Here is a 24,471-nt window from a genome sequence, read left to right on the forward strand (position 1 = left end):
ATATATATGCTTTCTGCAGAAGTTAAGAGTAAATATGAATTGGTGATCGGTTTGGAAGTACATGCCCAATTGCTGACAAAAAGTAAAATGTACACTTCCGATTCAACCGAATTTGGAAATCTCCCCAATACCCATATTTCTGTCATCACTTTGGGGCATCCCGGCACTTTACCAAAAGTCAATAGGAAAGCTGTTGAGTTCGCCATTAAAATGGGATTGGCTTGTGATTCGACGATCACCAGGCGAAATATATTTGCCCGAAAAAATTATTTCTACCCAGATCTTCCAAAGGGATATCAAATCACGCAGGACAAAAATCCGATCTGTGTTGGTGGAAATGTGCCCATAACCCTTTCGGATGGGACCAAAAGAGAAGTTGCCCTGACTAGGATTCACATGGAGGAAGATGCGGGCAAATCCATGCACCTTGCTGGTGAAGTGGATACATTGGTGGATTTCAACCGTGCCGGGGTCCCTTTGATCGAGATTGTATCTGAACCAGACATGAGGTCCTCTGAAGAAGCTTATGTGTTTCTTTCCGAAGTCAAAAAACTGGTAAAATATTTGGATATCTGTGATGGCAATATGGAAGAAGGTTCCTTGCGCTGTGATGCCAACGTTTCGGCGCGTCTTTGGGGTGCTGAGGAATATGGCAAGAAAGTAGAAGTGAAAAACATGAACTCTTTCCGGAATGTAGCCAGGGCAATTGAGCATGAGTTTGAACGGCAGATTTTGTTGATTGAGTCCGGAGAGGAAATCATTTCTGAAACAAGGACATTTGATGCGGCCACCGGCTTGACGGCAAGCATGCGGACCAAAGAAGATTTGAATGACTACAGGTATTTTCCTGAACCGGATTTGAGCCCTGTCATCGTTTCAGAGGAATGGTTGTCCAGTATCCAAGGAGCGATGCCTTCCTTACCGAGGGAACTCCACCATAAGTTTGTCAATGAATACGGGCTGCCTGAATACGATGCCGGTGTGTTGACCGATTCCAAGGAAATCGCGCTTTATTTTGAGGAGCTGTGTACGCTTACCCGCAATTATAAAGCTGCGTCCAATTTGATGATGGGTCCTGTAAAGTCTTATTTGAATGAACTTACCCTACACATTTCTGATTTCCCAATTGGTCCAAAGAGATTGGCGGAATTGATTCAATTGATCGATGACGGGAAGGTGAATTTTTCCGTTGCCACCCAAAAGGTCTACCCTGAAATGTTGATTCACGCTGAGAAAACTCCCTTGGCAATTGCCCAAGAGTTGAATCTCATCCAGGACAGTGATGAGGGATCCTTGATTCCAATTGTTGAGAGTGTCTTGGCTGAGAATGTAGCGAAAGTAGCAGAATACAAATCCGGCAAAAAAGGGTTAATGGCGATGTTTATGGGACAGGTAATGAAAAAATCCCAAGGGAAAGCGGATCCAAAAGTAGCGACAAAAATATTAATGGAATTATTAGACAATTGATAACAATGCAAAATCTAAAAAATATGTTTTTAATCCTGCTTGCCTTTTCGTTTTTTGGATGTCAAAATGGTTCTGATAGCTTCGATGGAACTGTGAATATTTCAGGGAAATTGAGCAATGCACCGACAGGAATCATCACGCTTTCAAAATTTGTGGAAGATAGATCCGAAGTGGTCGATACTTTGGAAATGAACAGCAATGGTGTCTTCAATTTCGTACTTGCTTCGGATAGTCCTGAATTCTATGAGTTGAATTTAATGGACAAGAAGGTGGTGAGGTTAGCTCTTTTCAAAGAAGATGTGCAGTTGGATTTTGATTTCAATGATGTTGAGAGCCTAAAAATCGAAGGGTCAGAAGATTCAAAAAACATGCTGAAGGTGGAATTGCTGATGGAGGAATACCAAGAGGAAATCAATCAATTGAACTCTGCGTATTATGAGGCCATGACCAATAAGGACCAAGCAGCCATAAAATCAATACAAGAAAAGGCAATGCATCTGGAACAGAATCATGGGGAAAAAGTAAAAACTGTGATCACGGAAATGAATGGGAGTTTTGCGGCTTTGGCAGCAATTGGCATGTTGAATCCCAAAAATGATTTTCAATTCATGGACAATTTGGTGACTCAACTCAACAAAGATTATCCCAATACCAAAATCATTTCAACTTTAATGCAGCAATTGGAAGACATGAGGGTATTGGCAATCGGTCAAATCGCCCCGGAAATATCCCTTCCTGATCCAAACGGAGAAATGGTGAATCTTTCGGATTTGAGAGGCAAATATGTACTGATCGATTTTTGGGCCGCTTGGTGCAAACCTTGCAGAGAGGAAAACCCAAATGTAGTTCGATTGTATAACCAGTACAAAGATAAGGGATTCGAAGTTTTTGGGGTTTCATTGGATAGAACTAAGGAGGCGTGGGTAAAGGCAATCGCAGATGATGAATTGACTTGGACGCATGTTTCTGATCTCAAATATTTCAATTCCGCTGCCGCAGCTACTTATCAAATCAATGCCATTCCGGCCACTTACCTCATCGATAAAGAAGGCAACATTATCGCCAAAGATTTAAGAGGTCCAAGTTTGGAAAATAAACTCAAGGAGTTATTTGATTAAATTCGTTTCGCCAAAAACCACTTTTGTTTCATGATTTTTATGGGAATACAGATCATGTAAAATAATATTGAAGTCAATGCAAATATTTTGAATTTAATGTTAAGAATTTAATTTAGATTTGCGCCTTTAATACAGGGATTTAAACAAATGGGCATGTTACGAATCAAAATTTAAAAAAAAATAAATTTCGTTCAAGATACCTATGTGGAATGCTTTTTGTTTCACATTTCGAGCAGCTTACAATTAACTTAATCTATAAAAACAGAAAATGAAAAAAAGAACCTCCCAATCACCCCTAACAAGGATCCTTACCATCGCATTATTTGGCCTATTGGCCATGGGTGCTTGTAAGAGCAAGAAGAAGGCTGTTGTAGCTGCACCAGAGCCTGCTCCAGTAGAAAGAGTTGAGCCTGCCAAACCCGTTGCCCCAGTGGCTACTGCTGAAGAGTTGGCCGTAAGTAAACTTGAAAATTATTTCAACAGTATTGCCAATTCCAGTAATGTACAAATGGCAAACAGCTCTATTCAGGAAGCTTTAAGCATGTTCTCAAACCAGGAAACTCCTGTTCTTATCGTGATTCACGAAGAAAGTGGAATCAAGGATTATGATGAACCGACCACTATTGCGAAATATTTGAACTATTTGAAGGACACCAAAAAGAACCTTAATTTCATCAGTGATATCAGACTTGATGGTAACGGAAGGGTTTCAGAACTTGAACTTCGTCGTAAATAATCACCCAATAAGATAAAAATAGAGATCATGACAAAATATATTCCTCTTTTCCTGATTGTGTTTTTGGCAACTGCCACGCTATCAATAGCACAATCCGATAACATCAGCCCAGCCAGAAAGCAGGCAATTGACTCTTTGGCTTTGGAAAAGGTAAAAGATTTGAGCAAATACATCAGCATCATCGGAAGCAAAGAGACGCAATTTTCTGAAGCAAACCGAGTTATGGACAGGGCTGAAGAGCTATTTGCACCAGACGCTGAGATGGGTGTTTCCTCAATTAACAGAACTGAAATCGCTTATTACAAAGTGAGAAGATATTTCGAAAGATTGATGGCTTTGAACTATGACCGCGTGAACATCAGCTGGTATGACATTCACTATATCAGTGATTTGGAAAGACAGCCTGATGGCAGATACGTAGGTGTAGTAACAGTTTACCAGAGATTTGAAGGGACATCCCTTGAAAGTGGCTTGAACTACAAAGATACGACTAAAAAAGATATCACCATTTATGTAGAGAAGAAGCAAACACAAATTGCGGGTAGAACCATCGAATTCTGGGATGTGATGCTTGGCGATATCCGTGTGACTGAAACCGCAGCATGAGAAAAATAATTTTAGTACTATTAACTATTATCACATCTTTACAGTTGGTACCGGGGCAAGGTTTATACAGCCCCGGCCAACCTAAGGATGACGGAAGATTCGCCGCTTCCACCAAACAAGTCAATCAATTTTTTAGAAGGTTCAATGCAGAGGAAAGTGTTGACGGTTCCAAGCGCTTTTATGAAGGCGATCCTTTATATAGAGATAGACAATTGAGAAGTCAATTTCTAGGCATATTGTTCGACAATCAAACTTCTTCGGTTTCTAATGATCTCAAATCTGAGTTTGCAAAAGAAGTACTTTCCCAAGGATTACCGCAGTATTTAAATTTCCACAAAGAAGGATGGTTTTCTGAGGTAAATGCCATTTTCAATTATAAAGGCAAACAAGAAAACGTCACTCTTTTCCTAAAACTCCAACCTGAAGGACTGGGTTACGAATGGGTGATTGATAAGGTGAATTTTGCACCTTTTAAAGATATTTTCAATAAACCCGAAGGCAATGACAAAGGATTTTTACATCCTTTGAGCCACGAACTGGGCTTTATGAATTTAAGAAGAGCTTTTCAGGATTCCAATACGCCTGAAGCCTATACAGCAAAAGAGTATGAACCGGATTACCTGACGATTTTTCTTTACGAAATGAAGAAAGGTTCTCTCAAGTTTGAAACGATTAAAAATGTCAAATTCCATTTCTTCCAAATTAACAATTGGTATTTTGAGCTTAATCAATTTAACAGACCTGGCAACAATACAGGCTGGTTGATCAGTAACTTGGTGAGACTGAAGCCTGGTGACAAAAACGCAATTTTGAAATATATCTATGACCAGAAATAAATACTTCTTTCTTTTTTTCGTGATGTTGGGTATTTCCTCTGAAGGATATTCTCAAAATATTGGCGATTATTCCAAACAAGAGATCAAAGAACTATCTCAAAAAGTTGATGATCAAATCCGGTTTTTGGAGTATTTTCTAAACACACTGGGCAGTACGGAAACTTCCGCAAGAGACAAAGATGTAATCATCAGGGAAAGCTATAAAAAGATTTTTCGAGATGATAAGGTCCAAGTAGAAGATGACCTGTTGCTAGATAGAAAAGTAATCACCAATAAGGATGTTACAGCTTATTTGAAAGATATTGAATTCTTCTTCAAAGAAGCGGGGTTTAAATTCAAGGTAAGAGAAGTTAAACCCTTTCTAAGAGATAATGGAGAGTTGTCCTTTGTCGTATCCATGGACAGAACGATTACGGCTACAGGTTTGAATAAGGAGAAAATCTCCAATACCAAGCCTCGATTCGTGGAAATCAACATGGATAAAAAAACCAATGAGTTGAAAATTGCCAGTATTTATACGACCAAATTGAGCAGAGACGAAGAATTGGCTGAATGGTGGAGTTCAATTTCCTTGGAATGGGCATCGTATTTTAGAGGGAAATTCGGCTTCACAAATGACACTTTGACTGCTGATCAACTCTATAAAATCAGCACATTGGATTCCATCAATATCTCTGGAAACCAAATCATTCAAAACCTGGAACCCATTGAAGTTTTGCGGGATTTGAAATATATGGATATCAGCAATACGCAAATAGTAGAACTGAACCCTATCAGCAATGTGACATTTCTGACTTATTTGAACATCGCCAATACGCCGACGCAGGATATTCAATTTATCAAATATTCCGATAGATTGACATACTTGGATATTTCAGGAACAAATATTCAAGATCTCAGTGAGTTGGGCAATCTCAAGCAATTGCATACACTGAAAGCAGTGAAAACACCGGTGATGAGTTTTGAAGTTTTGAATTCTTTCTCGGCATTGAAGTCTATTAACTTGAGTGAAAGCGGATTCAATAACCTTGAAAACATTCAGGAATTGAAAGGCTTGATACGCTTGGACATCAGTAAGAATTTCCTTATCAATTTTGATTTGCTTGGCAAGCTTGAGGCTTTGGAGGAAATCAATTTGAATGAAACCAATATCTCTGATCTTTCACCCTTGGCTACATTGAACAGTCTCAAAGTTGTTTCTATCAACCAAACTACGGTAGAGAATCTTTTGCCTTTGAATGGTAAATCAATGCTCCAACGTGTCTATGCAGATAGAACTGAAATATCGGAGGACAATGCAAACGAATTTTCCAGAAAAAACCGTAGGGTTTTGTTGATTCACCATGTAGAAAATCTTCAGACATGGTGGACCGAATTACCCGAAACATGGAAAGAGGTTTTGATTACCAAAAGTCCATCGCTTGACCCTATCAACCCAAATATTGAGGATCTTTCCAGCTTGGTAAGCGTCGATTCCCTTGATCTTTCCAACAGCAAAATCAATTCATTGGGTCCGCTTTTGAAGTTTAAGAAAATTAACCATATTTCCTTCGATAATACTGGGGTTCAAGACCTTATTCCTCTTACAGAGATGAACACCTTGACCTCAATTTCTGGAGTGAATACGCAAGTCAAATCGCTGCAACCTTTGTCAAATCTTCAAGGAATCACGCATTTGAATTTTGAGAGAAGCCCTATCTCTGGAATTGAAATGCTCCAGGATCTGAAAGCATTAGCGTATCTCAATGTTGATTCTTCCGAAATGAATGCCACTGAAATCCCTGGCTTTCTTCACGCCAATCGAGAAATAAACATCATTTATAGAACAGCAGCGCTTGAAAGCTGGTGGGGAATGCTGGACAATACTTGGAAAAAGATATTTATGGATCAATTCGATATGGAGAGTGATCCGAACACCGAAATGCTACATAAGCTAGCAGCAAGTCCTGAATTAAAAATCGAAAAAGTATCCATATCCAATTTGCAACCGCTTTTGGTTTTTGTAAACCTGAGGAAACTGTCAGTATTCGATGTCCCACTCATGGATGTTTCGGCAATCAATGAATTGGTTCTTTTGGAAGAATTGAAAATCTCACAAGCTCCGATTGGTGATTTGTCCATGTTTTCCAATTTGAAGGAGCTCGTTTCTCTAGATCTTTCCAATACTGGCATTGAGGATCTTAGGCCTTTGGGAGGTTTGACTAAAATTGAGGTGCTCAATCTATCCGGAACCAATATCAAGGTTTTGAGAGGATTGGAAACTTTGAATGCATTGAAAGATCTCGATGTAGCCAGTACCAATGTAAGGTCTCTTAGACCAGTTCAGGGATTGTCCAATCTGAAAAAACTGGCTTGCTTCAATACCAGATTGAACAGTAGGGCAGTGGCCAGCTTTAAGAAAGTAAATCCGGAATGTGATGTTCGATACTATTGAGTAATCAAAACCATTTTAACCAAAAAAACCGGCTTTCGTCGGTTTTTTTGGTTAAAATCAATTTTTTTTGAAAACCCATTCTAAAAATTGTAGGCTATCTTTTGATCACCTGCTCTAAACTTTCCCTAAGGATGGCCCCCATGTTTCTGCAGGAAAGAAATTTTTCGTTTTTATAATGGTAGGCAAGTTCCTTTTTCAGCAATGCAATGTTTTCTTTTGTGGAGATCGTATCGTGCTCCATGCTTCTGAGTAAATCTTCAATTTCCCTGTGCGAAGATTTAAGTCTCGTCGCGATCAAGGCACGTTCCTCTCTTTGGTATTGAACCATTGACTCCGGAGTGATATGTGTGATTCCCATTTGGATCAAAGCATTGTTTTGCTTGAAATATTGCGGAAGATAGATGGATTTTTTGCCTTCATAAGATTGTTGGTCAAAATCGATCGCCCTGATTCTATAATGGGTTTCCTCAAAATCCGGAGTCACATCCACCACAAAATTTGAGGAATGCATATCCCCCAAAAGTCTGACAAAACACCGCTCATTGAACTTCACGAATTCCTTTGCAAGCCGAATGGGATTGAGCAGTGGATCATTGATCTGCTGCCGCATAAACTGTTCACCTGGAATTCCAGCAATATGCTCCTCTATCAACGTGTTTTGATGGACCAGGTAGCTGATCCGGTTTGGGGAAAGCAGGTGCTCCAATTCCAGACCATAGACCCTTGAAGCATCCGCATTCTTGACATAAAAATAATCAAAGTTGTCATTGATCCGATTGACGATCCGAACACGAAAAGGTTGGGTATTTCCATAAACACAAAGGTCAATCCTGTCCACATAAAGATGCTTCATCACCGACAAATCTCCTTCTGCTTTCAGAAGGGCATATATTTTTTTGACACTGTAATGGATTTCTTCCCGATCATATTCATTGAACAATACAGTTTCCCATAGCGTGTCATTTCCTTTGAAGTCATAGAGGGGAATAGAACCATTGTATCTGATCAAATCACTGTAGTGAATGGGGAAATCCGATTCCCGATCATATTTGTTCAGGTATTTTCTCAATCCTGAACTGATGGGATAAATGATTTTCTTTTTACTGATCAGGGCCATGGATGATTGCTTAGAGTTCCGCCATTTGTTTCTCTTCCTTCTTGAGGTTTCTGTCAAAAATAAAAGGGCCGAATGGTAAAATTGAGCAAATCAAACCTAAAAAGGTTTTGCTGAAATTCCATTTCAATTTATAGGCGGTTGGAAAAATCACATAGATGTAAATCATAAATAGGGCTCCATGAATCCAGCCAACCACTGTCACCGCCATGGGTAAATCCATCGTGTATTTTAGTGGCATGGCGATGAATAAAAGTACCAAAAAGGATATTCCCTCTATAAAACTAATGGTTCTGAACCGCTTCAACCATTTTATTTTTTCTTCTTTTTGAATCATTAAAAGATGTTTTTAGACTTCAGAAATCAATTTCGGAAGCGTATTTTGAATTTGAATTTTTACCTTATTTTTTTATTCCAAATAGGATTTGGAGTTTATTCCAGAGCGATCTTTTCAGTTCAACATTTTCAGAAATCTCCCTTAAGTCGTCTGCGAAGAAATATTCAACGCCATCTTCATTCAGGATTTCATATTTGTGCTGCATGATTTTCATCAAGTCATGCCTCAGCTTCCCAAATATCAGAATCTTGTTTGGATTCATTTGTTGAATGGAAGATAATTTGGTTTCTTCCACCATTTCGGAAGAACTCAAAGCAATATCTTTCAAAGAACAATTGACAGCTTGAAGGATTTTAAACAAAAATTCTCGATGTGTGCTCTCCAAGTGGTCTCCTTGGTAGACGATTAAGATCCCTTTTTCGAAATTACCCTCATGGACAAGTTCCATTTCCCTTTCTATTTCCACCTCTTCCGGTTGAGATGCATGAGCCACATTTGTTCCTTTTAATGAGGAGTCAGAAGCGGGGTGACCTTTGGATTTTGAGAACGTTCCTTCTTCTTTCAAAACAACAATTTCATTGTCCAAAAACAAGCCCAATTCAAATAAACTCAACTCTTCCATAGGCCTAAATTGGGCAAATTTTTAAAGCAATCCAAGTTGAAACTTTCCACCTTAAATTTACTTTTGATAAGGTTCTGAAATGATGGAACAAAATGCATCTGAAATGAATTTTGAATTTATAAATATTGAACGCATTCCTGAATCCAGTCTTAGGAAACGGGATTTTGGGGATTCAGTATAAAATTATTTGTTGTTTTTTTCTTCCTCAAATCCAAAGATTGACTTTAGCTCTACTGCATCTTTGGGATCCATTCTTTTGGCCAGGACTAGTCTGAGCTGTCTTCTTCTTAAAGCGCCTTCGTATAACTCGATTTCTTCCGGAGTTTGTGGTTCCACCTCAGGGATTTCGATAGGTTTTCCGTTTTGATCCACGGCCACAAAAGTGAAAAATGCACGGTGGGTCTTGATTTTTTTGTTGGCTGGAATGTCTTCTGCCCAGACTTCAATGAAAACCTCCATGGAGGAATTGAATGCTCTGGTTACATGGGCCTTAAGGGTAACTACATTTCCCAAAGCGATGGGATGTTGAAAAGAAATATTGTCCGCTGATGCAGTCACGACGATCCGGTTGCAATGCCGCTGTGCAGATATTGCAGATACCACATCCATCCAATGCATGAGTTTTCCACCCATTAAGTTGTTCAACGTATTGGTGTCATTCGGAAGAACCATCTCGGTCATGATAACTTCCGATTCTTTTACAAGTTTCTTTTTTGGCATATAATTGATGTTTTTTTGTAAAAATACAGAATTAATATTTTTTAGGAAGGAAAATTCAGTCTAAAATCAAAATTATATTCCGTTATTTCCAGCCTTCCTCTCCAAGTAGCGGAACAAATGCAAAATTATCGAACTCCTCTTTTACGATTTTGGTAGCTGATTTCTTTGTGAGCCGGAGCATTTTCTGGGTGACCCGATCACCAACGGGAATAACCAAAACCCCGCCGATTTTAAGTTGTTTCAAAAGGGAATTGGGGACCACTGGTGCACCTGCCGTCACCAAAATCTTATCGAAAGGCGCTTGCTCTACGATCCCTTTTGAGCCATCTCCAAAATAAAAATGAAGGTGAATACCCAATTTTGTCAAGAATTTTTTAGTGTGGGTAAATAATTTTTTTTGATATTCAATCGAATGGACATCTGCTCCCAAAAGGTGTAAAATTGCTCCTTGGTAACCAGACCCCGTCCCGATTTCCAAGACCTTGTCCCCTGGTTTGAGCTGCAATAGCTCGGTTTGAAATGCAACGGTGTAGGGTTGGGAGATCGTCTGTCCTTCTCCTATCGGAAAGGCCTTGTCTTCATACGCATGTGAATCCAGTGCTGAATCAAAGAAAAAATGACGTGGGAGTGTGTTGATGGCATTTAAAATGGCATCATCCTGAATACCTTTCTGTTTTAGGAGTTTTACCAATGCTTTGCGCTGGCCCTTGTGCCGATAAGTATCCTCTAATTGTAACATGAAAGCAAATAATATTTTAATTGAAAACTTTAAGTGAAGGGCAAAGTTAAGTGATAAAATGGCTTAATTTGAACTTCATTTCGCCAATAAAGCTTATTGTCTGAATAATTGAAAGTTAAATACCGAAGAAAAATGTTTACAGGGATTATAGAGACCTTAGGAGTCGTCAAAGGCATAGAAAAAGAAGGAACTAACGTTCATTTTGAAATCAGCGCACCGATTGCCCATGAATTGAAAATAGACCAATCGGTGGCACACAATGGAACTTGTCTTACAGTGGTGGCCATAGAAAACGATTCTTACAAGGTAACCGCCATTGATGAAACCCTGCAAAAAACCAATCTGAAATCCTGGAGCGTCGGAAAGCACATCAATTTGGAACGATGCATGCCGGCCAATGGAAGATTTGATGGTCACATTGTCCAAGGACATGTAGATCAAATTGGGCATGTGGAGCGGATAGAGGAAAAGGATGGTTCTTGGCTATTTGATTTTTCCTTCGATTCTTCTTTGGGAAACCTCACTGTTGAAAAGGGTTCCATTACTGTCAACGGAACCAGCCTCACCTGTTTCAATTCGAAAAAAGGCAGGTTTTCAGTGGCCATTATTCCCTATACCTATGAATATACAAACTTCCATGACCTGAAAGTGGGTGATGAGGTAAATCTTGAATTTGACATCATTGGGAAATACATCAATCGAATTATAAGGGGTTATTCGGAATGATTTTCTGATTTTTGAGCTTTTGAATGAAGCCTTTGGATTAAAACCAAACGAAATCCCATTACAATCCAGAATGCCAGACAAGCGGAAATTATTCCAACCAAAGCGCCGATAAATACATCGGCAGGATAATGGACGCCTAAATAAATTCTGGTATACGAAAACAGCGTAGCCCAGAGGAAAAGCCAGGGAAGGAATTTGTATTTGCCCTTAAGGGCAAGATTTATCAGCATGGCAATTGCGAAGCTGTTGGAAGCGTGGGAGGAAGCAAAGCCATATAGTCCCCCACATTTCCCGAAATTATGGACAATTCCTTCCCAACGAGGATCATGGCAGGGCCTGAGTCTTTCAAAAAAGGGTTTCATGAATGCAGATGTGAACTGATCCGCAAAAAGAATCGACAATCCTATTGCTGCAAAAATCCATAGGCTTTCCACTTTGAATTTCCTTACAATCAGGAATGCCAAAAAAGCATAAAAAGGAATCCAGGTAATTGTTTGTGTGGCTTGAAAAATAAATGGATCCCAAAAGTCCGAATGCAAACTGTTCAAGAACAGAAATAAACTTTCATCCCAAGCCTGAAGGGTTGCGCGCATATTGATTAAAGTCTATCCATTCCCACCCAGTCAATTCCTTTCTTAAGATACTCCTGTGTCAATGCCTCTTTGGATCCAGGGAGGATTTCGTGCATGTATTCCCAATTTGCCTGAGGAGGCATGCTCATCAAGATACTTTCGGTCCTGCCATTTGTGTCTAAGCCGAATTTGGTGCCGGCATCCCAAACCAAATTGAATTCAACATATCTTCCCCTGCGCAAGGCTTGCCATTTTTTCTCTTCAGGTCCAAAAGGAAGATTTTTGTTTTTGTTCATGAAGTGGGTGTAAACCTTTGGGAAAAGGTAGCCAATCGATTTCACGAATTCAAAGATGGATTGCATTGAATCGGGATCGTCATCTACTAATCTGTCAAAGAAAATCCCACCAATGCCACGGGTTTCGTTTCGGTGTTTGATGAAAAAGTAATCGTCTGCCCAATTTTTGAATTTCGGATAGTATCCCGGACTGAAACGATCGCAGGTTTCCTTTACTTGGTCGTGGAAGTATTTTGCATCTGTCAAGTCAACATAATGCGGGGTCAGGTCAATTCCGCCTCCAAACCATTTCACGCCGTTATCCATTTCAAAATACCGAATATTCATATGGATGATGGGGACCATCGGGCTTTCTGGATGGATCACGATAGATACTCCGGTTGCAAAAAAATCGGATTTTTCCAAGCCTAGTTTTTTCAGGATCTTTTCTGGAGTAGGCCCCTGAACCGCAGAAAAGGCAACACCACCTTTCTCGATCACATTACCATTTTGCAAGATCCGTGTTCTTCCACCGCCGCCCTCAGCCCTTGTCCAAATGTCTTCTTTAAAAACAGCCTTTCCATCTGCCATTTCCAATTCCATACAAATATGATCTTGGATTTTTTTGAATTCCTGCGATATTGATTCTTTGTTCATTGGGGTTCGAGAGGTTTTGATTTGGGCAATGTCAGCTCAATTTGAAAATGATTTATGAGGTCACTTTGGGAAAACGTCAATTGGGATTAGTCTTCTTCTTCTAGGACTTCCAAAATATCTGCAAGTTCATCAAAATCCTTGAGACCGGGTTTGATCTCGACTCCACCCTGAAGGGCAATTCCTTTTACGCCTGTCAATTCAACTATTTTCTCAATGGAGGAAGCCTCCAGCCCAAATCCCAACAAGACCTGACAGTCTTGGGCCAAGGACTTGACTTTGGAAAGCATGTTTGGATCCAGTTGAAGAGAATCCGATACCAATAGGAGCGTGATATCATGTTCCTTGTAGGTTGCCGCTTTGGAAATCAACTCCTCCAATTCCTTCAAGTGATTGACTTGTTTTCTCAAAATAAGCCCATATTCAGTGTTCGCCAACATTCCCAAGTGAATTTCTTCATTAAATTCTATGTATCGAATCCCAGGATAGTGCTGTATTTGGGCGAGCATGCTTTCGGGATGGGAAGAATGGAATTCGGCCACATATTCCAATCCTGAAAGCCAGTCTGTAATTTCCTTGTATTTTTCGGGAGAAACGAAATTATCACTTGTGTTTTCAAGACTGAATCCCAAAAGGTTAACATACATCCCGGCGCAGTATCTGGCGTCGCTGAGGTTATTGACCGAACTGATTTTGACGAAAGTTTTTAAAGACATTGTTGGATATTCTTATTATTGCAGGCGCTAAGGTAAAAGTTTTCGGTCGAAAAACGTATTTTTAGCGACTGATAGCTTTGCTTATGCGAAATCCCTTACTAATAGGTATAATAATTGTATCCATGGCTTTTACTGCCTGTTCTGAAAATGAACCACCCCAAACTGATTTTGGATTGGATTATCAACCTCTTGTAGTAGGTTCATATTGGAAATACAAGGTGCTGGAAACCCGTGTTTTTGGACAAGACGATACAGAAACAGAAAATTTTTTTTATCGGGATCGAATTGATTACAGGTATCAGAATGCAGAGAATAAAGAGGTCTTTGTGCTCACCCGCGAAAAATCAAGTGATGGAATTTTTTGGAAACTTCAAGGCAACTTTGCTCTAGAAATTCGAAACAATGCGCTTGTAAGAACAATGGAAAACAAGAGAACAGTCAATTTGGTTTTTCCTCCAAAAATTGGATTGAGCTGGGATGCCAATATTTACGGTACTCAGCAAGAAGACTTGTTTACGATTAATTTATTGGGGAAGTACGAACTTGAAGGTCAGGGTTTTTCAAACTCTGTTAGGGTTTTGAAAGAAGAGGGAGACGATAAAATCACCTATATAGACAACCGCTATGAGGTCTTTTCAAAAGGAATTGGCATGATAGAACAATACGATGAGGTTTTCACTTATTGTTCAAGAAACGACTGCCTCGGCCAACAAATTATTGAATCCGGCCGTTTTACACATTTAAAAATTATTGAATATGGGAAAAATTAAAGTTGTCTTATTCTTTTTCGTGTTGATCTTATTGTCTCAAACAGCTTTTGGACAGAACCGGTATGCAGTACATTTCAAATTCAAACCACAGGATAGTTTCACCCTCTCCAATCCCTTTGAATACCTCACAGCTGGCGCGATAGACAGAAGAACAAATCAAAACATTCCCATTGATAGCCTAGACCTTCCCGTTTCACAAAAATATATTGATGGAATAAAGCCATTCACCCAGGAAATCCTCTTTAAAAGTCAATGGATGAATGCGGCCATCGTTGTGGCCAATGAAATTGAAGTGGGAAATATCCAATCGCTACCGTTTGTCGATAAAGTTGTACTTGCGGCACCCGGTTTTAATCCAAGCGGGAGAATGGACAATCGATCAAATGATAGAACGGGATTAAAGCTGAGTTTGAAATTCAGGTCAAAAAAAGTGAATACTCCTTTTGATTTTCAAAATGAACTTTTGGGTATTCAAAACATGCATGAAATGGGCTTCAAGGGAAAAGGCATCACTGTGGCCGTTTTCGATGCAGGATTCCCAGGGGTGGACAATATCCCTGCATTAAGCCATCTTTTCACCAACAATCAAATCAAAGGCTCAAAGGATTTTGTGCATACTTGGAATGACAATGTATTCACCAAAAACCAGCATGGAACCAATGTACTTTCTTTGATTGCTTCGGACGATCCCCAATTGTTACTTGCCGGAGCCCCAGAGGCAAATTATATTCTTTGTATAACCGAAGAAGTTTCTACTGAATACCGGATAGAGGAATACAATTGGGTCAAAGCCGCAGAATACGCTGACAGTCTTGGAGTGGATATCATCAATAGTTCATTGGGTTACCTCGATTTCGATGACAAAACGATGGACTATACCGCAGACAGTCTGGATGGTGCAACCGCCATCATTACAAAAGGGGCTACGATCGCTGCCAACAAAGGAATTCTGGTAATTACGAGTGCAGGAAATTATGGCTCAAAAGGGATGTCATCTCTTACTGCTCCGGCAGACGCCAAAGGGATTTTGTCCATAGGAGCTGTGCAAGAAAATCTTCAAATGGCGGGTTTTAGCTCTCAAGGGCCTACAGCCGACGGAAGGATAAAACCGGAACTTTCCACTTACGGTGTTGGGGTTTATTTATTAAGACCGGATGGATCTTTAAGTAGGTCCAATGGGACTTCTTTTTCCGCGCCACAGATAGCAGCTTTGGCGGCAGGTTTATGGGGAGCCCGTCCTGAGTGGTCTAAGGACGAATTGATCGATAATCTTATCAAGGGTGCCACGATGTCTGATCAACCCGATAATTTTGTTGGTTATGGAATCCCCAATTTCACCAAATCGTACTATGGGGAAATCTTAGAGATCGTCAACGTGGAAAAGGAATTGGAATGGAAAGTTTACCCAAATCCTTTGGAAGGACATGATCTGTCGATTCTATTTGGTGATCAATTGGTCGGAGAGTTTGCTTTGTATGATCTGAGTGGAAGAAACATATATAAGCGTCAAGTTCAGAGGTTGAGTAACCGGGAAGCCTTTCAGGTCAATTTGCCAGGATTGATTTCAGGCATTTATGTTGTGGAAATGCAATCGGGAAGAGATTTAAAAAACACAAAGTTGATCAAAAGGTAAAGGATTTTGTTGTTTTTTTATTCCTTTGCAAAAAAAAACCAAAAAATTCAATCCCATGTCCGTAAAAATAGCGCCTTCCATTTTAGCTTCCGATTTCGCAAATCTCCAATCAGAAATAGAGATGCTCAATGCCTCAGAGGCAGATTATATCCATGTGGACATTATGGATGGTGTTTTTGTACCGAATATTTCCTTCGGAATCCCAGTGACTGAAGCGGTAAATCGGCACTCAAAGAAGCCATTGGATGTCCATCTGATGATTGTGAATCCCGACCAGTACCTGGAAGCCTTCCATAAAGCAGGGGCTGAAATTATTTCTGTACATTATGAAGCTTGTGATCATCTTCACAGAACACTTCAGGCCATCAGAAATTTAGGATGCAAAACAGGGGTAGCCCTAAACCCACATACATCGGTTTCCTTACTTGAGGATGTCATTCAAGACATTGATTTGGTATGCCTAATGTCGGTGAATCCCGGTTTTGGGGGTCAGAAGTTTATCGAGAACACCTATTCCAAGGTGCGGCAACTTAAAGCGCTTATCGAACGAAAAGGAACTTCTACCATGATAGAAATTGATGGGGGTGTGAATGAAAACAATGCCCCATTGTTAATCGCAGCGGGAGCGGACGTGTTGGTTGCGGGAAATTTTGTTTTTTCTTCCAATGACCCAATTGAAACCATCAAAAGGCTTAAATCCTTAAAAAATTAGGCCTTTTTGGTTTTTCCTTTGATAAGGAGCATTTGCCATTTAACAATTTTTAAGACCAATTTTTAGGGGTGTTTCTTGGGAAATCGGCTTTAAACCTTTTTATTGGGAATTAATTGTTATTGAATGTTCATTTAAAATATTATTACAATGGTAAAGAAAATATTGTTTTCAACTTTCTTGATGTTAGGGTTATTTGGTATTCAATTGAGTGCCCAAGAGGTAGGAGATGCTGCAAAAGAGGAGATAACGGAAGAAGAGTTGATGAAATACGCAGTGATGGAAGAGTCCACAGCGGCTTTTCTTCAGGAAAAGCAGGACAATTTGGTGGAAATGATCAAAACGGATGAAGCCCTTGGTGGTGCCGCAAGATACAACGAAATCAAAGGGGCCTGGGGTGACGCAGAAAAGTTAGCAGCTATCAATATTACAGAAGAAGAAACTGCAGCCTTTCAGAAAATCCAGGACTTTGTTGATTCCTTGGGAAAAGAGGTAGTGAAGTATAAAACCGAAATCATTATGGATGCTGAACTACTTGGTGCTGCCACGTACAATAAAGTGAAAAAAGCCATGGATGCGGATCCTTCAGTAAAAGAGAAAATCGATACACTTATTGCTGACTTGAAAGAAAAAAGGAAGTCTGGCGATGGTGATGTGACAGAATAAAAAATTGTTTTTGTTTCTTAATGATAAAAAGGCCTCCTAGTTGGAGGTCTTTTTATTTTTAATGCTGTATATTTTTTAAATTTGAATTCGTTAATGACAATATGAAAAAACTTATTCCAATCTTACTGCTTGTCTTCTTTACTTTTCATGCTGCAATTGCACAGGAAGATATTTTCGGTCTCTCCACCAAATCCAAATCCCAAAAAAGTGAAAGTGCTGTGGGAAATGCTTTTCGAAATGCAGTGAGCAACTTCAGTTTTGAGTTTTCTGCCGGGGGAAATTACCATTTGAATGAAACAGACTTTTCTTCCCAAATGCCTTCTCGATATCCCATTGCACAATTTCAAAATTTTGAAAACCCTCGGGAACTCAGTCTAGAAGATACTTTGAGTTTGAAGGGGAACAACTATGCTTATCCAGTCAATTTGGGTGTTCGGATCAATTTATTTAGCCTACTTACTATTGGGGGCGGATATGGAAGAGAATTTGGGAACATGTCCAGCATGAGAGGTGAAGACCAAGAACTCAGTTTTGAAAGCGGTAAATATACCTTTGACAAATTCTATGGAACGGTAGGGATTGTGTTGTATGATGCGAAGAAAAGGGCAAAGTATCTTTCTTGGAAATACCGAAAATATGGATCGCAAAATATCTATATGCAATCCGAAAAAAATCAAAGAATCAGGCAACAATATCCTTGGAGGTTTATTTTGGAAGGAGAGTATGGAACAATGAAAATAAGGAAATCCTACGACTCCAATTTATTGGTAAGTCAAGATCCTTATTATGGAATCGCTCTAAGAATGGAAAGGGATTTGTCGGAATACACCAAGCTTTTTATCAAAACAGGGGCGGAAGTCAGGAGTTTTATCTATCAATCTTCTGAAATCACAGATTTTCAAAACATTAAACAAACGCTGTTTGGAGCTCAAATCGGATTTGCACTTAGGCTTCCTGGGACCAAAAGGTGCAGAATCCAAGGCTGCGGCGTGGTAATGAAGCACTTACACAATGGTGTTGAACATAGAGGGAGTTCCATCTTCAATTTCCAAAACAGGAAAGTCGGCCAATGGTACTAAACCAAGCCCAAATATCGTGTTTTGTCAAGTTTATTAAATTTTAAAACCGTTATCTTTTTACTATCTTGCAAGCTTGATTGAGAAATTACAATTATGGCTCAAGGAGAAAACGAGAATATCATACCGATTAACATTGAGGACGAAATGCGTGGCGCCTACATCGATTATTCGATGTCGGTTATTGTTTCCAGAGCACTTCCAGATGTCCGAGATGGACTAAAACCAGTTCACAGAAGAATCCTTTTTGGAATGCAAGAACTGGGGGTACTGCACAACAAATCCCACAAGAAATCTGCCAGAATCGTCGGTGAAGTCTTGGGTAAGTACCATCCCCATGGTGATTCTGCCGTCTATGAGACGATGGTTAGAATGGCCCAACCCTGGTCCCTGAGATACCCATTGGTTGACGGACAAGGTAACTTTGGATCTGTGGATGGAGATAATCCAGCTGCGATGCGTTATACCGAAGCAAGACTTAAAAGAATAGCAGAGGAATTGTTGATTGATATCAACAAAGAAACTGTTGATTTTCAGTTGAACTTTGATGACTCCCTCAAGGAGCCCATAGTCTTACCTGCAAAAATCCCAGCCTTGTTGCTTAACGGTGCCTCTGGTATTGCTGTGGGAATGGCGACAAACATGGCTCCCCATAATCTAGGAGAGATCGTGGACGGGATTCATGCCTTCATTGACAACAGAGATATCACTGTAGAAGAACTGATGCAATTTATAATTGCTCCTGATTTCCCAACAGGCGGTACCATCTATGGTTACAATGGGGTCAAGGCTGCTTTCGAAACCGGCCGAGGCCGTGTGATCATAAGAGGAAAGTCCAATATCGAAGTGAAAGAGAATGGCAGGGAGATGATTATCATCACCGAAATTCCTTATTTGGTCAATAAGGCCAATATGATCGAGAAGACCGCCCAACTTATCACTGAAAAGAAAATTGACGGAATATCCGCGATTCGGGATGAATCCGATAGGACGGGAATGCGCATCGTTTACGAATTGAAAAAAGATGCAATGCCAAGTGTTATCCTGAATAATCTTTACAGGCAAACACAACTTCAAACCTCCTTCAGTGTCAACAACGTCGCTCTGGTAAAGGGAAGACCATACACACTCAACCTGAAGGACATGATCTTCCATTATGTCAATCACAGACATGAGGTAGTCATCAGAAGAACCGAATACGAACTCAGGGAAGCCCAAAAAAGGGCGCATATCCTTGAAGGATATCTTATCGCGTTGGATCATTTGGATGAAGTGATTTCCTTGATCAGAAGTTCAAAAGATCCAGAAACTGCCAGGAATGGCTTGATGGAGCGTTTTGAATTGAGCGAAATTCAGGCTCGTGCGATCCTCGACATGAGGTTGCAGCGATTGACTGGAATGGAGAGGGATAAAATCCAGGACGAATACAACGAGATCATGTCCATGATCGAGGAGTATAACGCCATTCTCGCCAGTGAAGAAAAAAGAATGCAGATCATCAAGGATGAATTGACTGAAATCAGGACGCGTTATGCAGATGCCCGTAGAACGGAAATCGAGCACAATGCAGAAGATTTTAATTATGAAGACATGATTCCAAATGAGGAAGTCGTCATCACCGTTTCGCATGAAGGTTATGTGAAGAGAACTGCCTTGACAGAATACAAAACCCAGGGCAGGGGAGGCGTTGGTTCAAAAGGAGCTACAACCAAACTTGATGATTGGACTGAGTATCTTTTTACTGCATCTACCCACAATTATCTGTTGATCTTCACGGATCTTGGGAAATTATTCTGGTTAAAAACCTATGCTATTCCTGAAGGAGCCAAGGCATCTAGGGGAAGACCAATCCAAAACCTGATACAAATTGAATCGAACGATAAAATCCGTTCTATCATACAGGTCGGGAATCTAAATGATGCGGATTATATCAATAATAATTTCTTGGTGATGGTCACCAAACAAGGGATTATCAAAAAAACCACGCTTGAGCAATACTCAAGACCTAGATCAAATGGCATTATTGCACTCAATATCAGAGAGGATGATCAACTGATCCAAGTAGAGATGACCAACGGCGATTCACACATATTGATTGCCGCCAAATCTGGTCGTGCCATCCATTTTCATGAATCCAAAGTAAGACCAATGGGTCGTACCGCGACAGGCGTAAAAGCAATAAAATTAAGTGATGTTAATGATTATGTAATTGGCATGGTATGTGCTGATAGCCATGAAACAAGCCTTTTGGTCGTTTCTGAAAAAGGTTATGGCAAAAGATCGCCGCTCGGAGAATATAGAATTACCAACCGGGGAGGAAAAGGTGTCAAAGCCATGAACGTTACTGAAAAAACAGGAAGTCTTGTTGCAATCAAACAAGTGATGGATTCAGACGATCTGATGATCATCAACAAATCCGGCATTACCATAAGGACTCCAGTTTCGGAATTGAGGATTATGGGACGTGCAACACAAGGAGTGAGATTGATCAAACTTGGAGAGAACGATGAAATATCCTCTGTTGAGAAAATCAAAAATGAAGAATCAATCGTTCTTGAAATTGAGGCAACTGACGATCTAGATCTTGGAACAGACAATTCAATTCCAGATGAAGACTCAGAAAATACAAATACTGAAGAACCAAACCCTTAAGAAAACAAACGAAAACAAATGAAAAAGTTGATCTTATCATTAGCTTTAGTCGGTTTTACGACCATGGCTTTTGCACAAAAAAAAGTTGTAAAATCTGCGGAGAAAAACTTCAAAAAAGGAGACCTTGAGATAGCGCTTACTGAGGTTGAAGGCGCTACTTCGGATCCTGAAACAATGGAGGATCCTGCGACTTATTTGCTGAAGGCACAAATTCAAACCAAAATGTTTGACTTGGATGAAGACTTTGCTGCTTCAACAGTTGAAAAAGGACGCCAAGCTTTTGGCACATTTACCAAAACCTTGGAAATGGTTGGTAATGATGCGAACAGCAAAATTGGCAAGGAAATTTATAAAGAAGATCTTCCAGGTATGCCTGAAAATCTAAAACCATATTCCTTAATGGCTTTAAAAGGTTCAGCTTTTAACAAGGCGATCACAACCTATGAAGAAGATGATTTTGAGATGGCTTATCAATTCTTTGCTCTAGCCTCAGACATCGATCCAAAAGATACCACATTAAACTTTAATGCTGGTTTCTTGGCCAATGACTTGGGTAAGACAGAGGAAGCGAAAATGTATTTCAATAGGTTATTGGAAATTGATGGTTATGATAAGCTAAACACTTATTATTTCTTGATTCAAATTGCAAGTGGTGTTGATCAGGATCCTGAAGCAGCTTACGAAATTGTCAATAAGGCAAGAAAAGATTATGCTGATGATAAAACCTTGGCGGAATTCGAAATTCAATTGTTGCTACAATTGAACAAGATGGATGAAGCAATGGCTTCGATTGAAGAAGCGCTGAAAAGTGATCCGAATAATGCTGGTATTCTTTTAAGATATGGTTATTTAAAAGAGCAATCAGGTGATATAGATGGAGCTTTGGTTCAATATAGAAAATCTGTGGAAGCTGATCCTGAATTTTATGAAGGAAATTATTACACAGGAGCCATATATTTGGATAGAGCAAGAGCAATCCTTGCCGATGTAAACAACCTCTCTGATGATGAGTGGGAGAAAAAATCTGAATCCATGGCAAAAGAAGCAGATGGTTTGTACAAAGAAGCAATCCCTTACTTCACCAAGGCATCTGAATTGAAACCTGAAAACACAGACATAATGGAAATTCTTTTTCAGATTCATTCAAGATTGAAAAATACAGCTGACGCTGAAAATTACAACCAAAAACTAACCGCTCTTCTTGGTGAAAACTGGATGGAAAGAGAAAGATAAAAATTGAAGTTTTGTCGATTTGATAAAAAAGCTACCCCAAAAGGGTAGCTTTTTGCTTTTAAGGAAATCCCATTTTTTATTTCTTTATTTTGGAACATGAATCCATTTAATAAATGGCTTTTGTAAGAATTAATCATAATTTTGGCGTTTAATAAGTAAAATAAAATACTTTGAAAACCTATTAACGCCAATTTAAATGAAAGTAGAAACATTAGCTTCCATGAAATTTCCTCGGGAGGCAGAAATTCCAGAAAACTTTAAGTTAAAAGAGGAAATCCATCAGAAAGAATTTCTCTGTGACGGGCAAATGCTTCCTTGGAATGGAAAATCACATGATGTCTATTCTCCGGTTTGCATTGAGACTGAGGATGGACCAAAAAGAGTGTATATAGGATCCTATCCGGTATGCACCGAAAAGGAAGCCTTTGATGCACTCAATGCAGCAGAAATTGCCTATGACAATGGAAGAGGCGAATGGCCAACCATGAGTGTCGCTGACAGAATCAAGTGTGTGGAGAAATTTGTACACGAAATGTTAGCCAAAAAAGATCTGGTGACCAAGCTCATTATGTGGGAAATTGGAAAAGCCTACACCGAATCCGTTAAGGAATTTGACAGAACAGTCGAATATATCAGTGCCACGGTTGATGCCTTGAAGGATCTTGATCGTCAATCCTCTGGATTCCAAATCGTAGATGGTATTGCAGCCCAAATCAGACGATCGCCACTCGGCGTGGTGCTTTGTATGGGGCCTTTCAATTACCCCTTGAATGAGACCTTCACCACCTTGATTCCTGCATTGATCATGGGGAATACCATACTTTTCAAACCGCCGAAACACGGTTCTTTGTTGCATTACCCTTTGTTGGAGGCATTTTCAACCTGCTTTCCCAAAGGTGTTGTCAATACCATATACGGCAGGGGCGCGGATATCATTCCGCCACTGATGCAATCCGGTAGAATCAATGTGTTGACGCTGATCGGATCAAGCAAAGTTGCCGATAAACTCAAAAAACTCCATCCAAAGATCAACCGTCTAAGGGCGATTCTGGGATTGGATGCAAAAAATGCAGCCATCATTACGGCAAATGCCGATTTGGACCTTGCTGTAAAGGAGACTATCGCTGGAGCTTTGTCATTCAACGGTCAAAGGTGCACTGCAATCAAAATTGTCTTTGTCCATGAAAGTTTGACTGAAAAGTTCCTTGAAAAACTTTCCGATGCAGTAGGCAAATTGAAGTTGGGTATGCCTTGGGAGCCTGGTGTCAATATCACCCCACTTCCTGAGCCGGATAAGCCTGCGTACCTTAGGGAATGTTTGGATGATGCAGTCTTTCACGGTGCGAGGATCATCAATGAAAATGCAGGTCAAATCAATGAATCGTTTTTCTTTCCAGCTGTTGTTTTTCCAGTCAATGAAAAAATGAAGCTATACAGGGAAGAGCAATTTGGACCCGTGATCCCGGTCTTGTCCTTTAAAGACATTGAAGAACCTATCCAATATTTGATCGATTCTCCACATGGACAACAAGTAAGTCTTTTCAGTAACGATCCGGAAGAATTGGGGAGATTGATAGATCCCTTGGTCAATGAGGTCAGCAGGGTGAATGTCAACTCACAGTGTCAAAGAGGCCCGGATGTTTTCCCTTTCACAGGAAGAAAAGACAGCGCAGAGGGGACTTTGTCCGTATCGGATGCACTTCGTTCCTTTAGCATTCGGTCATTGGTAGCAGCCAAACTCACTGACCAAAACAAGTATCTGCTCAATGAAATCATCAACGGTCAACAATCGAATTTCCTTAGCACTAAATTCATTTTCTAAATAAAAAGGAAAAAGGCAGCCATCTGGTTGCCTTTTTCCTTTTTATGTCTTGTTGAAAAACAATTGGGTGGATTTGAAAGCAAGAAAGTTTCAACAAATCGGTTGGGCTTTGGATCAAAACGATTTTTAAACATTTTTTTCACAAAAATTCAAATGGATTTTTCAAAATTTTGATCGGTGTAGGTTTAGAAGTGGAACTAGGGACTCCCGTCCGCTTCTTCCTATTTCAGTTTATTTC

The 24,471-nt window shown here is 39.9% G+C and carries 23 protein-coding genes; 15 read left to right on the forward strand and 8 right to left on the reverse strand.

Features of this window, described 5'->3' with window-relative positions; translation table 11 throughout:
* The first annotated feature begins 6 nt into the window (after positions 1-6).
* The 6 genes from gatB to Q7J63_RS10980 all read left to right on the forward strand — a co-directional run bounded on the left by gatB (position 7) and on the right by Q7J63_RS10980 (position 7,197).
* Positions 7-1,467 (forward strand): Asp-tRNA(Asn)/Glu-tRNA(Gln) amidotransferase subunit GatB, encoded by a 1,461-nt coding sequence (gatB, locus tag Q7J63_RS10955; protein WP_304886094.1) that lies wholly within the window; start codon positions 7-9, stop codon positions 1,465-1,467.
* Positions 1,468-1,490: 23 nt separating this feature from the next.
* Positions 1,491-2,585, forward strand: coding sequence for a TlpA disulfide reductase family protein (locus Q7J63_RS10960; protein ID WP_304886096.1), 1,095 nt, complete (start codon positions 1,491-1,493; stop codon positions 2,583-2,585).
* A 268-nt stretch (positions 2,586-2,853) separates the two neighbouring features.
* Positions 2,854-3,321, forward strand: coding sequence for a nucleoid-structuring protein H-NS (locus Q7J63_RS10965; protein WP_304886098.1), 468 nt, complete (start codon positions 2,854-2,856; stop codon positions 3,319-3,321).
* A gap of 27 nt (positions 3,322-3,348) precedes the next feature.
* Positions 3,349-3,927 (forward strand): hypothetical protein, encoded by a 579-nt coding sequence (locus tag Q7J63_RS10970; RefSeq protein WP_022582219.1) that lies wholly within the window; start codon positions 3,349-3,351, stop codon positions 3,925-3,927.
* A complete protein-coding gene (locus Q7J63_RS10975) occupies positions 3,924-4,763 on the forward strand; it encodes a hypothetical protein (RefSeq protein ID WP_304886101.1) in 840 nt (279 codons plus the stop codon). Before Q7J63_RS10970 ends, Q7J63_RS10975 begins: the two co-directional genes overlap by 4 nt.
* Positions 4,750-7,197 carry a leucine-rich repeat domain-containing protein gene (locus tag Q7J63_RS10980; protein WP_304886102.1) on the forward strand — a complete coding sequence of 816 codons (2,448 nt, stop codon included), beginning with the start codon at positions 4,750-4,752 and terminating at the stop codon, positions 7,195-7,197. Before Q7J63_RS10975 ends, Q7J63_RS10980 begins: the two co-directional genes overlap by 14 nt.
* Positions 7,198-7,291: 94 nt before the next feature.
* Here Q7J63_RS10980 and Q7J63_RS10985 read toward each other — a convergent pair whose 3' ends face one another.
* From Q7J63_RS10985 to Q7J63_RS11005, 5 genes are all read right to left on the reverse strand, one after another.
* The gene (locus tag Q7J63_RS10985; protein ID WP_304886104.1) at positions 7,292-8,314 is read right to left on the reverse strand and encodes a hypothetical protein; all 1,023 of its coding nucleotides are present in this window, start codon (positions 8,312-8,314) and stop codon (positions 7,292-7,294) included.
* A gap of 10 nt (positions 8,315-8,324) precedes the next feature.
* Positions 8,325-8,648, reverse strand: a complete 324-nt coding sequence (locus Q7J63_RS10990; protein ID WP_304886106.1) for a DUF3817 domain-containing protein — start codon at positions 8,646-8,648, stop codon at positions 8,325-8,327.
* A gap of 64 nt (positions 8,649-8,712) precedes the next feature.
* Complete coding sequence (locus Q7J63_RS10995) at positions 8,713-9,270, reverse strand: hypothetical protein (protein ID WP_304886108.1); 558 nt, start codon at positions 9,268-9,270, stop codon at positions 8,713-8,715.
* Between the two features lie 183 nt (positions 9,271-9,453).
* Positions 9,454-9,990 carry an acyl-CoA thioesterase gene (locus Q7J63_RS11000; protein ID WP_019598830.1) on the reverse strand — a complete coding sequence of 179 codons (537 nt, stop codon included), beginning with the start codon at positions 9,988-9,990 and terminating at the stop codon, positions 9,454-9,456.
* A gap of 82 nt (positions 9,991-10,072) precedes the next feature.
* Complete coding sequence (locus Q7J63_RS11005) at positions 10,073-10,729, reverse strand: protein-L-isoaspartate(D-aspartate) O-methyltransferase (RefSeq protein WP_304886111.1); 657 nt, start codon at positions 10,727-10,729, stop codon at positions 10,073-10,075.
* 132 nt (positions 10,730-10,861) lie between these two features.
* On the opposite strand from Q7J63_RS11005, the gene Q7J63_RS11010 reads away from it, so the two are divergent.
* Positions 10,862-11,455: a riboflavin synthase gene (locus Q7J63_RS11010; protein ID WP_019598828.1), complete on the forward strand. Its 594-nt coding sequence runs from the start codon at positions 10,862-10,864 to the stop codon at positions 11,453-11,455.
* On the opposite strand, the gene Q7J63_RS11015 is transcribed toward Q7J63_RS11010, so the two are convergent.
* The 3 genes from Q7J63_RS11015 to Q7J63_RS11025 form a co-directional block, all read right to left on the reverse strand.
* Entirely contained in the window at positions 11,443-12,048 is a 606-nt protein-coding gene (locus tag Q7J63_RS11015) for a phosphatase PAP2 family protein (RefSeq protein WP_304886113.1), read from the reverse strand. The two genes, Q7J63_RS11010 and Q7J63_RS11015, sit on opposite strands and share 13 nt — an antisense overlap.
* Positions 12,049-12,053: 5 nt before the next feature.
* Entirely contained in the window at positions 12,054-12,959 is a 906-nt protein-coding gene (gene hemF, locus Q7J63_RS11020) for an oxygen-dependent coproporphyrinogen oxidase (protein WP_019598826.1), read from the reverse strand.
* Positions 12,960-13,045: 86 nt separating this feature from the next.
* A complete protein-coding gene (locus Q7J63_RS11025; RefSeq protein ID WP_304886115.1) occupies positions 13,046-13,672 on the reverse strand; it encodes a phosphoribosylanthranilate isomerase in 627 nt (208 codons plus the stop codon).
* A gap of 122 nt (positions 13,673-13,794) precedes the next feature.
* Here Q7J63_RS11025 and Q7J63_RS11030 point away from each other — a divergent pair, with 122 nt between their 5' ends.
* The 8 genes from Q7J63_RS11030 to Q7J63_RS11065 all read left to right on the forward strand — a co-directional run bounded on the left by Q7J63_RS11030 (position 13,795) and on the right by Q7J63_RS11065 (position 24,233).
* A complete protein-coding gene (locus Q7J63_RS11030; RefSeq protein ID WP_304886117.1) occupies positions 13,795-14,442 on the forward strand; it encodes a hypothetical protein in 648 nt (215 codons plus the stop codon).
* A complete protein-coding gene (locus Q7J63_RS11035; RefSeq protein ID WP_304886118.1) occupies positions 14,429-16,075 on the forward strand; it encodes a S8 family serine peptidase in 1,647 nt (548 codons plus the stop codon). Before Q7J63_RS11030 ends, Q7J63_RS11035 begins: the two co-directional genes overlap by 14 nt.
* A gap of 55 nt (positions 16,076-16,130) precedes the next feature.
* Positions 16,131-16,787, forward strand: coding sequence for a ribulose-phosphate 3-epimerase (gene rpe, locus Q7J63_RS11040; protein ID WP_304886120.1), 657 nt, complete (start codon positions 16,131-16,133; stop codon positions 16,785-16,787).
* Between the two features lie 147 nt (positions 16,788-16,934).
* Positions 16,935-17,450, forward strand: a complete 516-nt coding sequence (locus Q7J63_RS11045; protein ID WP_019598821.1) for a hypothetical protein — start codon at positions 16,935-16,937, stop codon at positions 17,448-17,450.
* A 101-nt stretch (positions 17,451-17,551) separates the two neighbouring features.
* Entirely contained in the window at positions 17,552-18,529 is a 978-nt protein-coding gene (locus Q7J63_RS11050; protein ID WP_304886123.1) for a hypothetical protein, read from the forward strand.
* 93 nt (positions 18,530-18,622) lie between these two features.
* Positions 18,623-21,178, forward strand: coding sequence for a DNA gyrase subunit A (gyrA, locus tag Q7J63_RS11055; protein ID WP_304886124.1), 2,556 nt, complete (start codon positions 18,623-18,625; stop codon positions 21,176-21,178).
* A gap of 18 nt (positions 21,179-21,196) precedes the next feature.
* On the forward strand, positions 21,197-22,411 hold the full coding sequence (locus tag Q7J63_RS11060) for a lipopolysaccharide assembly protein LapB (protein WP_026333741.1): 1,215 nt from the start codon (positions 21,197-21,199) through the stop codon (positions 22,409-22,411).
* A gap of 196 nt (positions 22,412-22,607) precedes the next feature.
* The gene (locus Q7J63_RS11065; protein WP_304886126.1) at positions 22,608-24,233 is read left to right on the forward strand and encodes an NADP-dependent glyceraldehyde-3-phosphate dehydrogenase; all 1,626 of its coding nucleotides are present in this window, start codon (positions 22,608-22,610) and stop codon (positions 24,231-24,233) included.
* The last annotated feature ends 238 nt before the right edge of the window (positions 24,234-24,471 follow it).

It is taken from the genome of Rhodonellum sp. (genome assembly GCF_030656585.1).
Taxonomy (GTDB): domain Bacteria; phylum Bacteroidota; class Bacteroidia; order Cytophagales; family Cyclobacteriaceae; genus Rhodonellum; species Rhodonellum psychrophilum.

What these genes read in the sequence shown, in the direction of transcription:
- Q7J63_RS11030 (WP_304886117.1), top strand. Translation starts at nt 13,795, where the DNA reads ATGGCTTTTACTGCCTGTTCTGAAAATGAACCACCCCAAACTGATTTT.
- Q7J63_RS10990 (WP_304886106.1), bottom strand. Translation starts at nt 8,648, where the DNA reads ATGATTCAAAAAGAAGAAAAAATAAAATGGTTGAAGCGGTTCAGAACC.
- Q7J63_RS11025 (WP_304886115.1), bottom strand. Translation starts at nt 13,672, where the DNA reads ATGTCTTTAAAAACTTTCGTCAAAATCAGTTCGGTCAATAACCTCAGC.
- Q7J63_RS11005 (WP_304886111.1), bottom strand. Translation starts at nt 10,729, where the DNA reads ATGTTACAATTAGAGGATACTTATCGGCACAAGGGCCAGCGCAAAGCA.
- Q7J63_RS10995 (WP_304886108.1), bottom strand. Translation starts at nt 9,270, where the DNA reads ATGGAAGAGTTGAGTTTATTTGAATTGGGCTTGTTTTTGGACAATGAA.
- gyrA (WP_304886124.1), top strand. Translation starts at nt 18,623, where the DNA reads ATGGCTCAAGGAGAAAACGAGAATATCATACCGATTAACATTGAGGAC.
- Q7J63_RS11010 (WP_019598828.1), top strand. Translation starts at nt 10,862, where the DNA reads ATGTTTACAGGGATTATAGAGACCTTAGGAGTCGTCAAAGGCATAGAA.
- Q7J63_RS11060 (WP_026333741.1), top strand. Translation starts at nt 21,197, where the DNA reads ATGAAAAAGTTGATCTTATCATTAGCTTTAGTCGGTTTTACGACCATG.
- Q7J63_RS11065 (WP_304886126.1), top strand. Translation starts at nt 22,608, where the DNA reads ATGAAAGTAGAAACATTAGCTTCCATGAAATTTCCTCGGGAGGCAGAA.
- Q7J63_RS10970 (WP_022582219.1), top strand. Translation starts at nt 3,349, where the DNA reads ATGACAAAATATATTCCTCTTTTCCTGATTGTGTTTTTGGCAACTGCC.
- Q7J63_RS10980 (WP_304886102.1), top strand. Translation starts at nt 4,750, where the DNA reads ATGACCAGAAATAAATACTTCTTTCTTTTTTTCGTGATGTTGGGTATT.
- Q7J63_RS11045 (WP_019598821.1), top strand. Translation starts at nt 16,935, where the DNA reads ATGGTAAAGAAAATATTGTTTTCAACTTTCTTGATGTTAGGGTTATTT.
- hemF (WP_019598826.1), bottom strand. Translation starts at nt 12,959, where the DNA reads ATGAACAAAGAATCAATATCGCAGGAATTCAAAAAAATCCAAGATCAT.
- Q7J63_RS11050 (WP_304886123.1), top strand. Translation starts at nt 17,552, where the DNA reads ATGAAAAAACTTATTCCAATCTTACTGCTTGTCTTCTTTACTTTTCAT.
- rpe (WP_304886120.1), top strand. Translation starts at nt 16,131, where the DNA reads ATGTCCGTAAAAATAGCGCCTTCCATTTTAGCTTCCGATTTCGCAAAT.
- Q7J63_RS10975 (WP_304886101.1), top strand. Translation starts at nt 3,924, where the DNA reads ATGAGAAAAATAATTTTAGTACTATTAACTATTATCACATCTTTACAG.
- Q7J63_RS11000 (WP_019598830.1), bottom strand. Translation starts at nt 9,990, where the DNA reads ATGCCAAAAAAGAAACTTGTAAAAGAATCGGAAGTTATCATGACCGAG.
- Q7J63_RS10960 (WP_304886096.1), top strand. Translation starts at nt 1,491, where the DNA reads ATGTTTTTAATCCTGCTTGCCTTTTCGTTTTTTGGATGTCAAAATGGT.
- Q7J63_RS10985 (WP_304886104.1), bottom strand. Translation starts at nt 8,314, where the DNA reads ATGGCCCTGATCAGTAAAAAGAAAATCATTTATCCCATCAGTTCAGGA.
- gatB (WP_304886094.1), top strand. Translation starts at nt 7, where the DNA reads ATGCTTTCTGCAGAAGTTAAGAGTAAATATGAATTGGTGATCGGTTTG.
- Q7J63_RS11035 (WP_304886118.1), top strand. Translation starts at nt 14,429, where the DNA reads ATGGGAAAAATTAAAGTTGTCTTATTCTTTTTCGTGTTGATCTTATTG.
- Q7J63_RS10965 (WP_304886098.1), top strand. Translation starts at nt 2,854, where the DNA reads ATGAAAAAAAGAACCTCCCAATCACCCCTAACAAGGATCCTTACCATC.
- Q7J63_RS11015 (WP_304886113.1), bottom strand. Translation starts at nt 12,048, where the DNA reads ATGCGCGCAACCCTTCAGGCTTGGGATGAAAGTTTATTTCTGTTCTTG.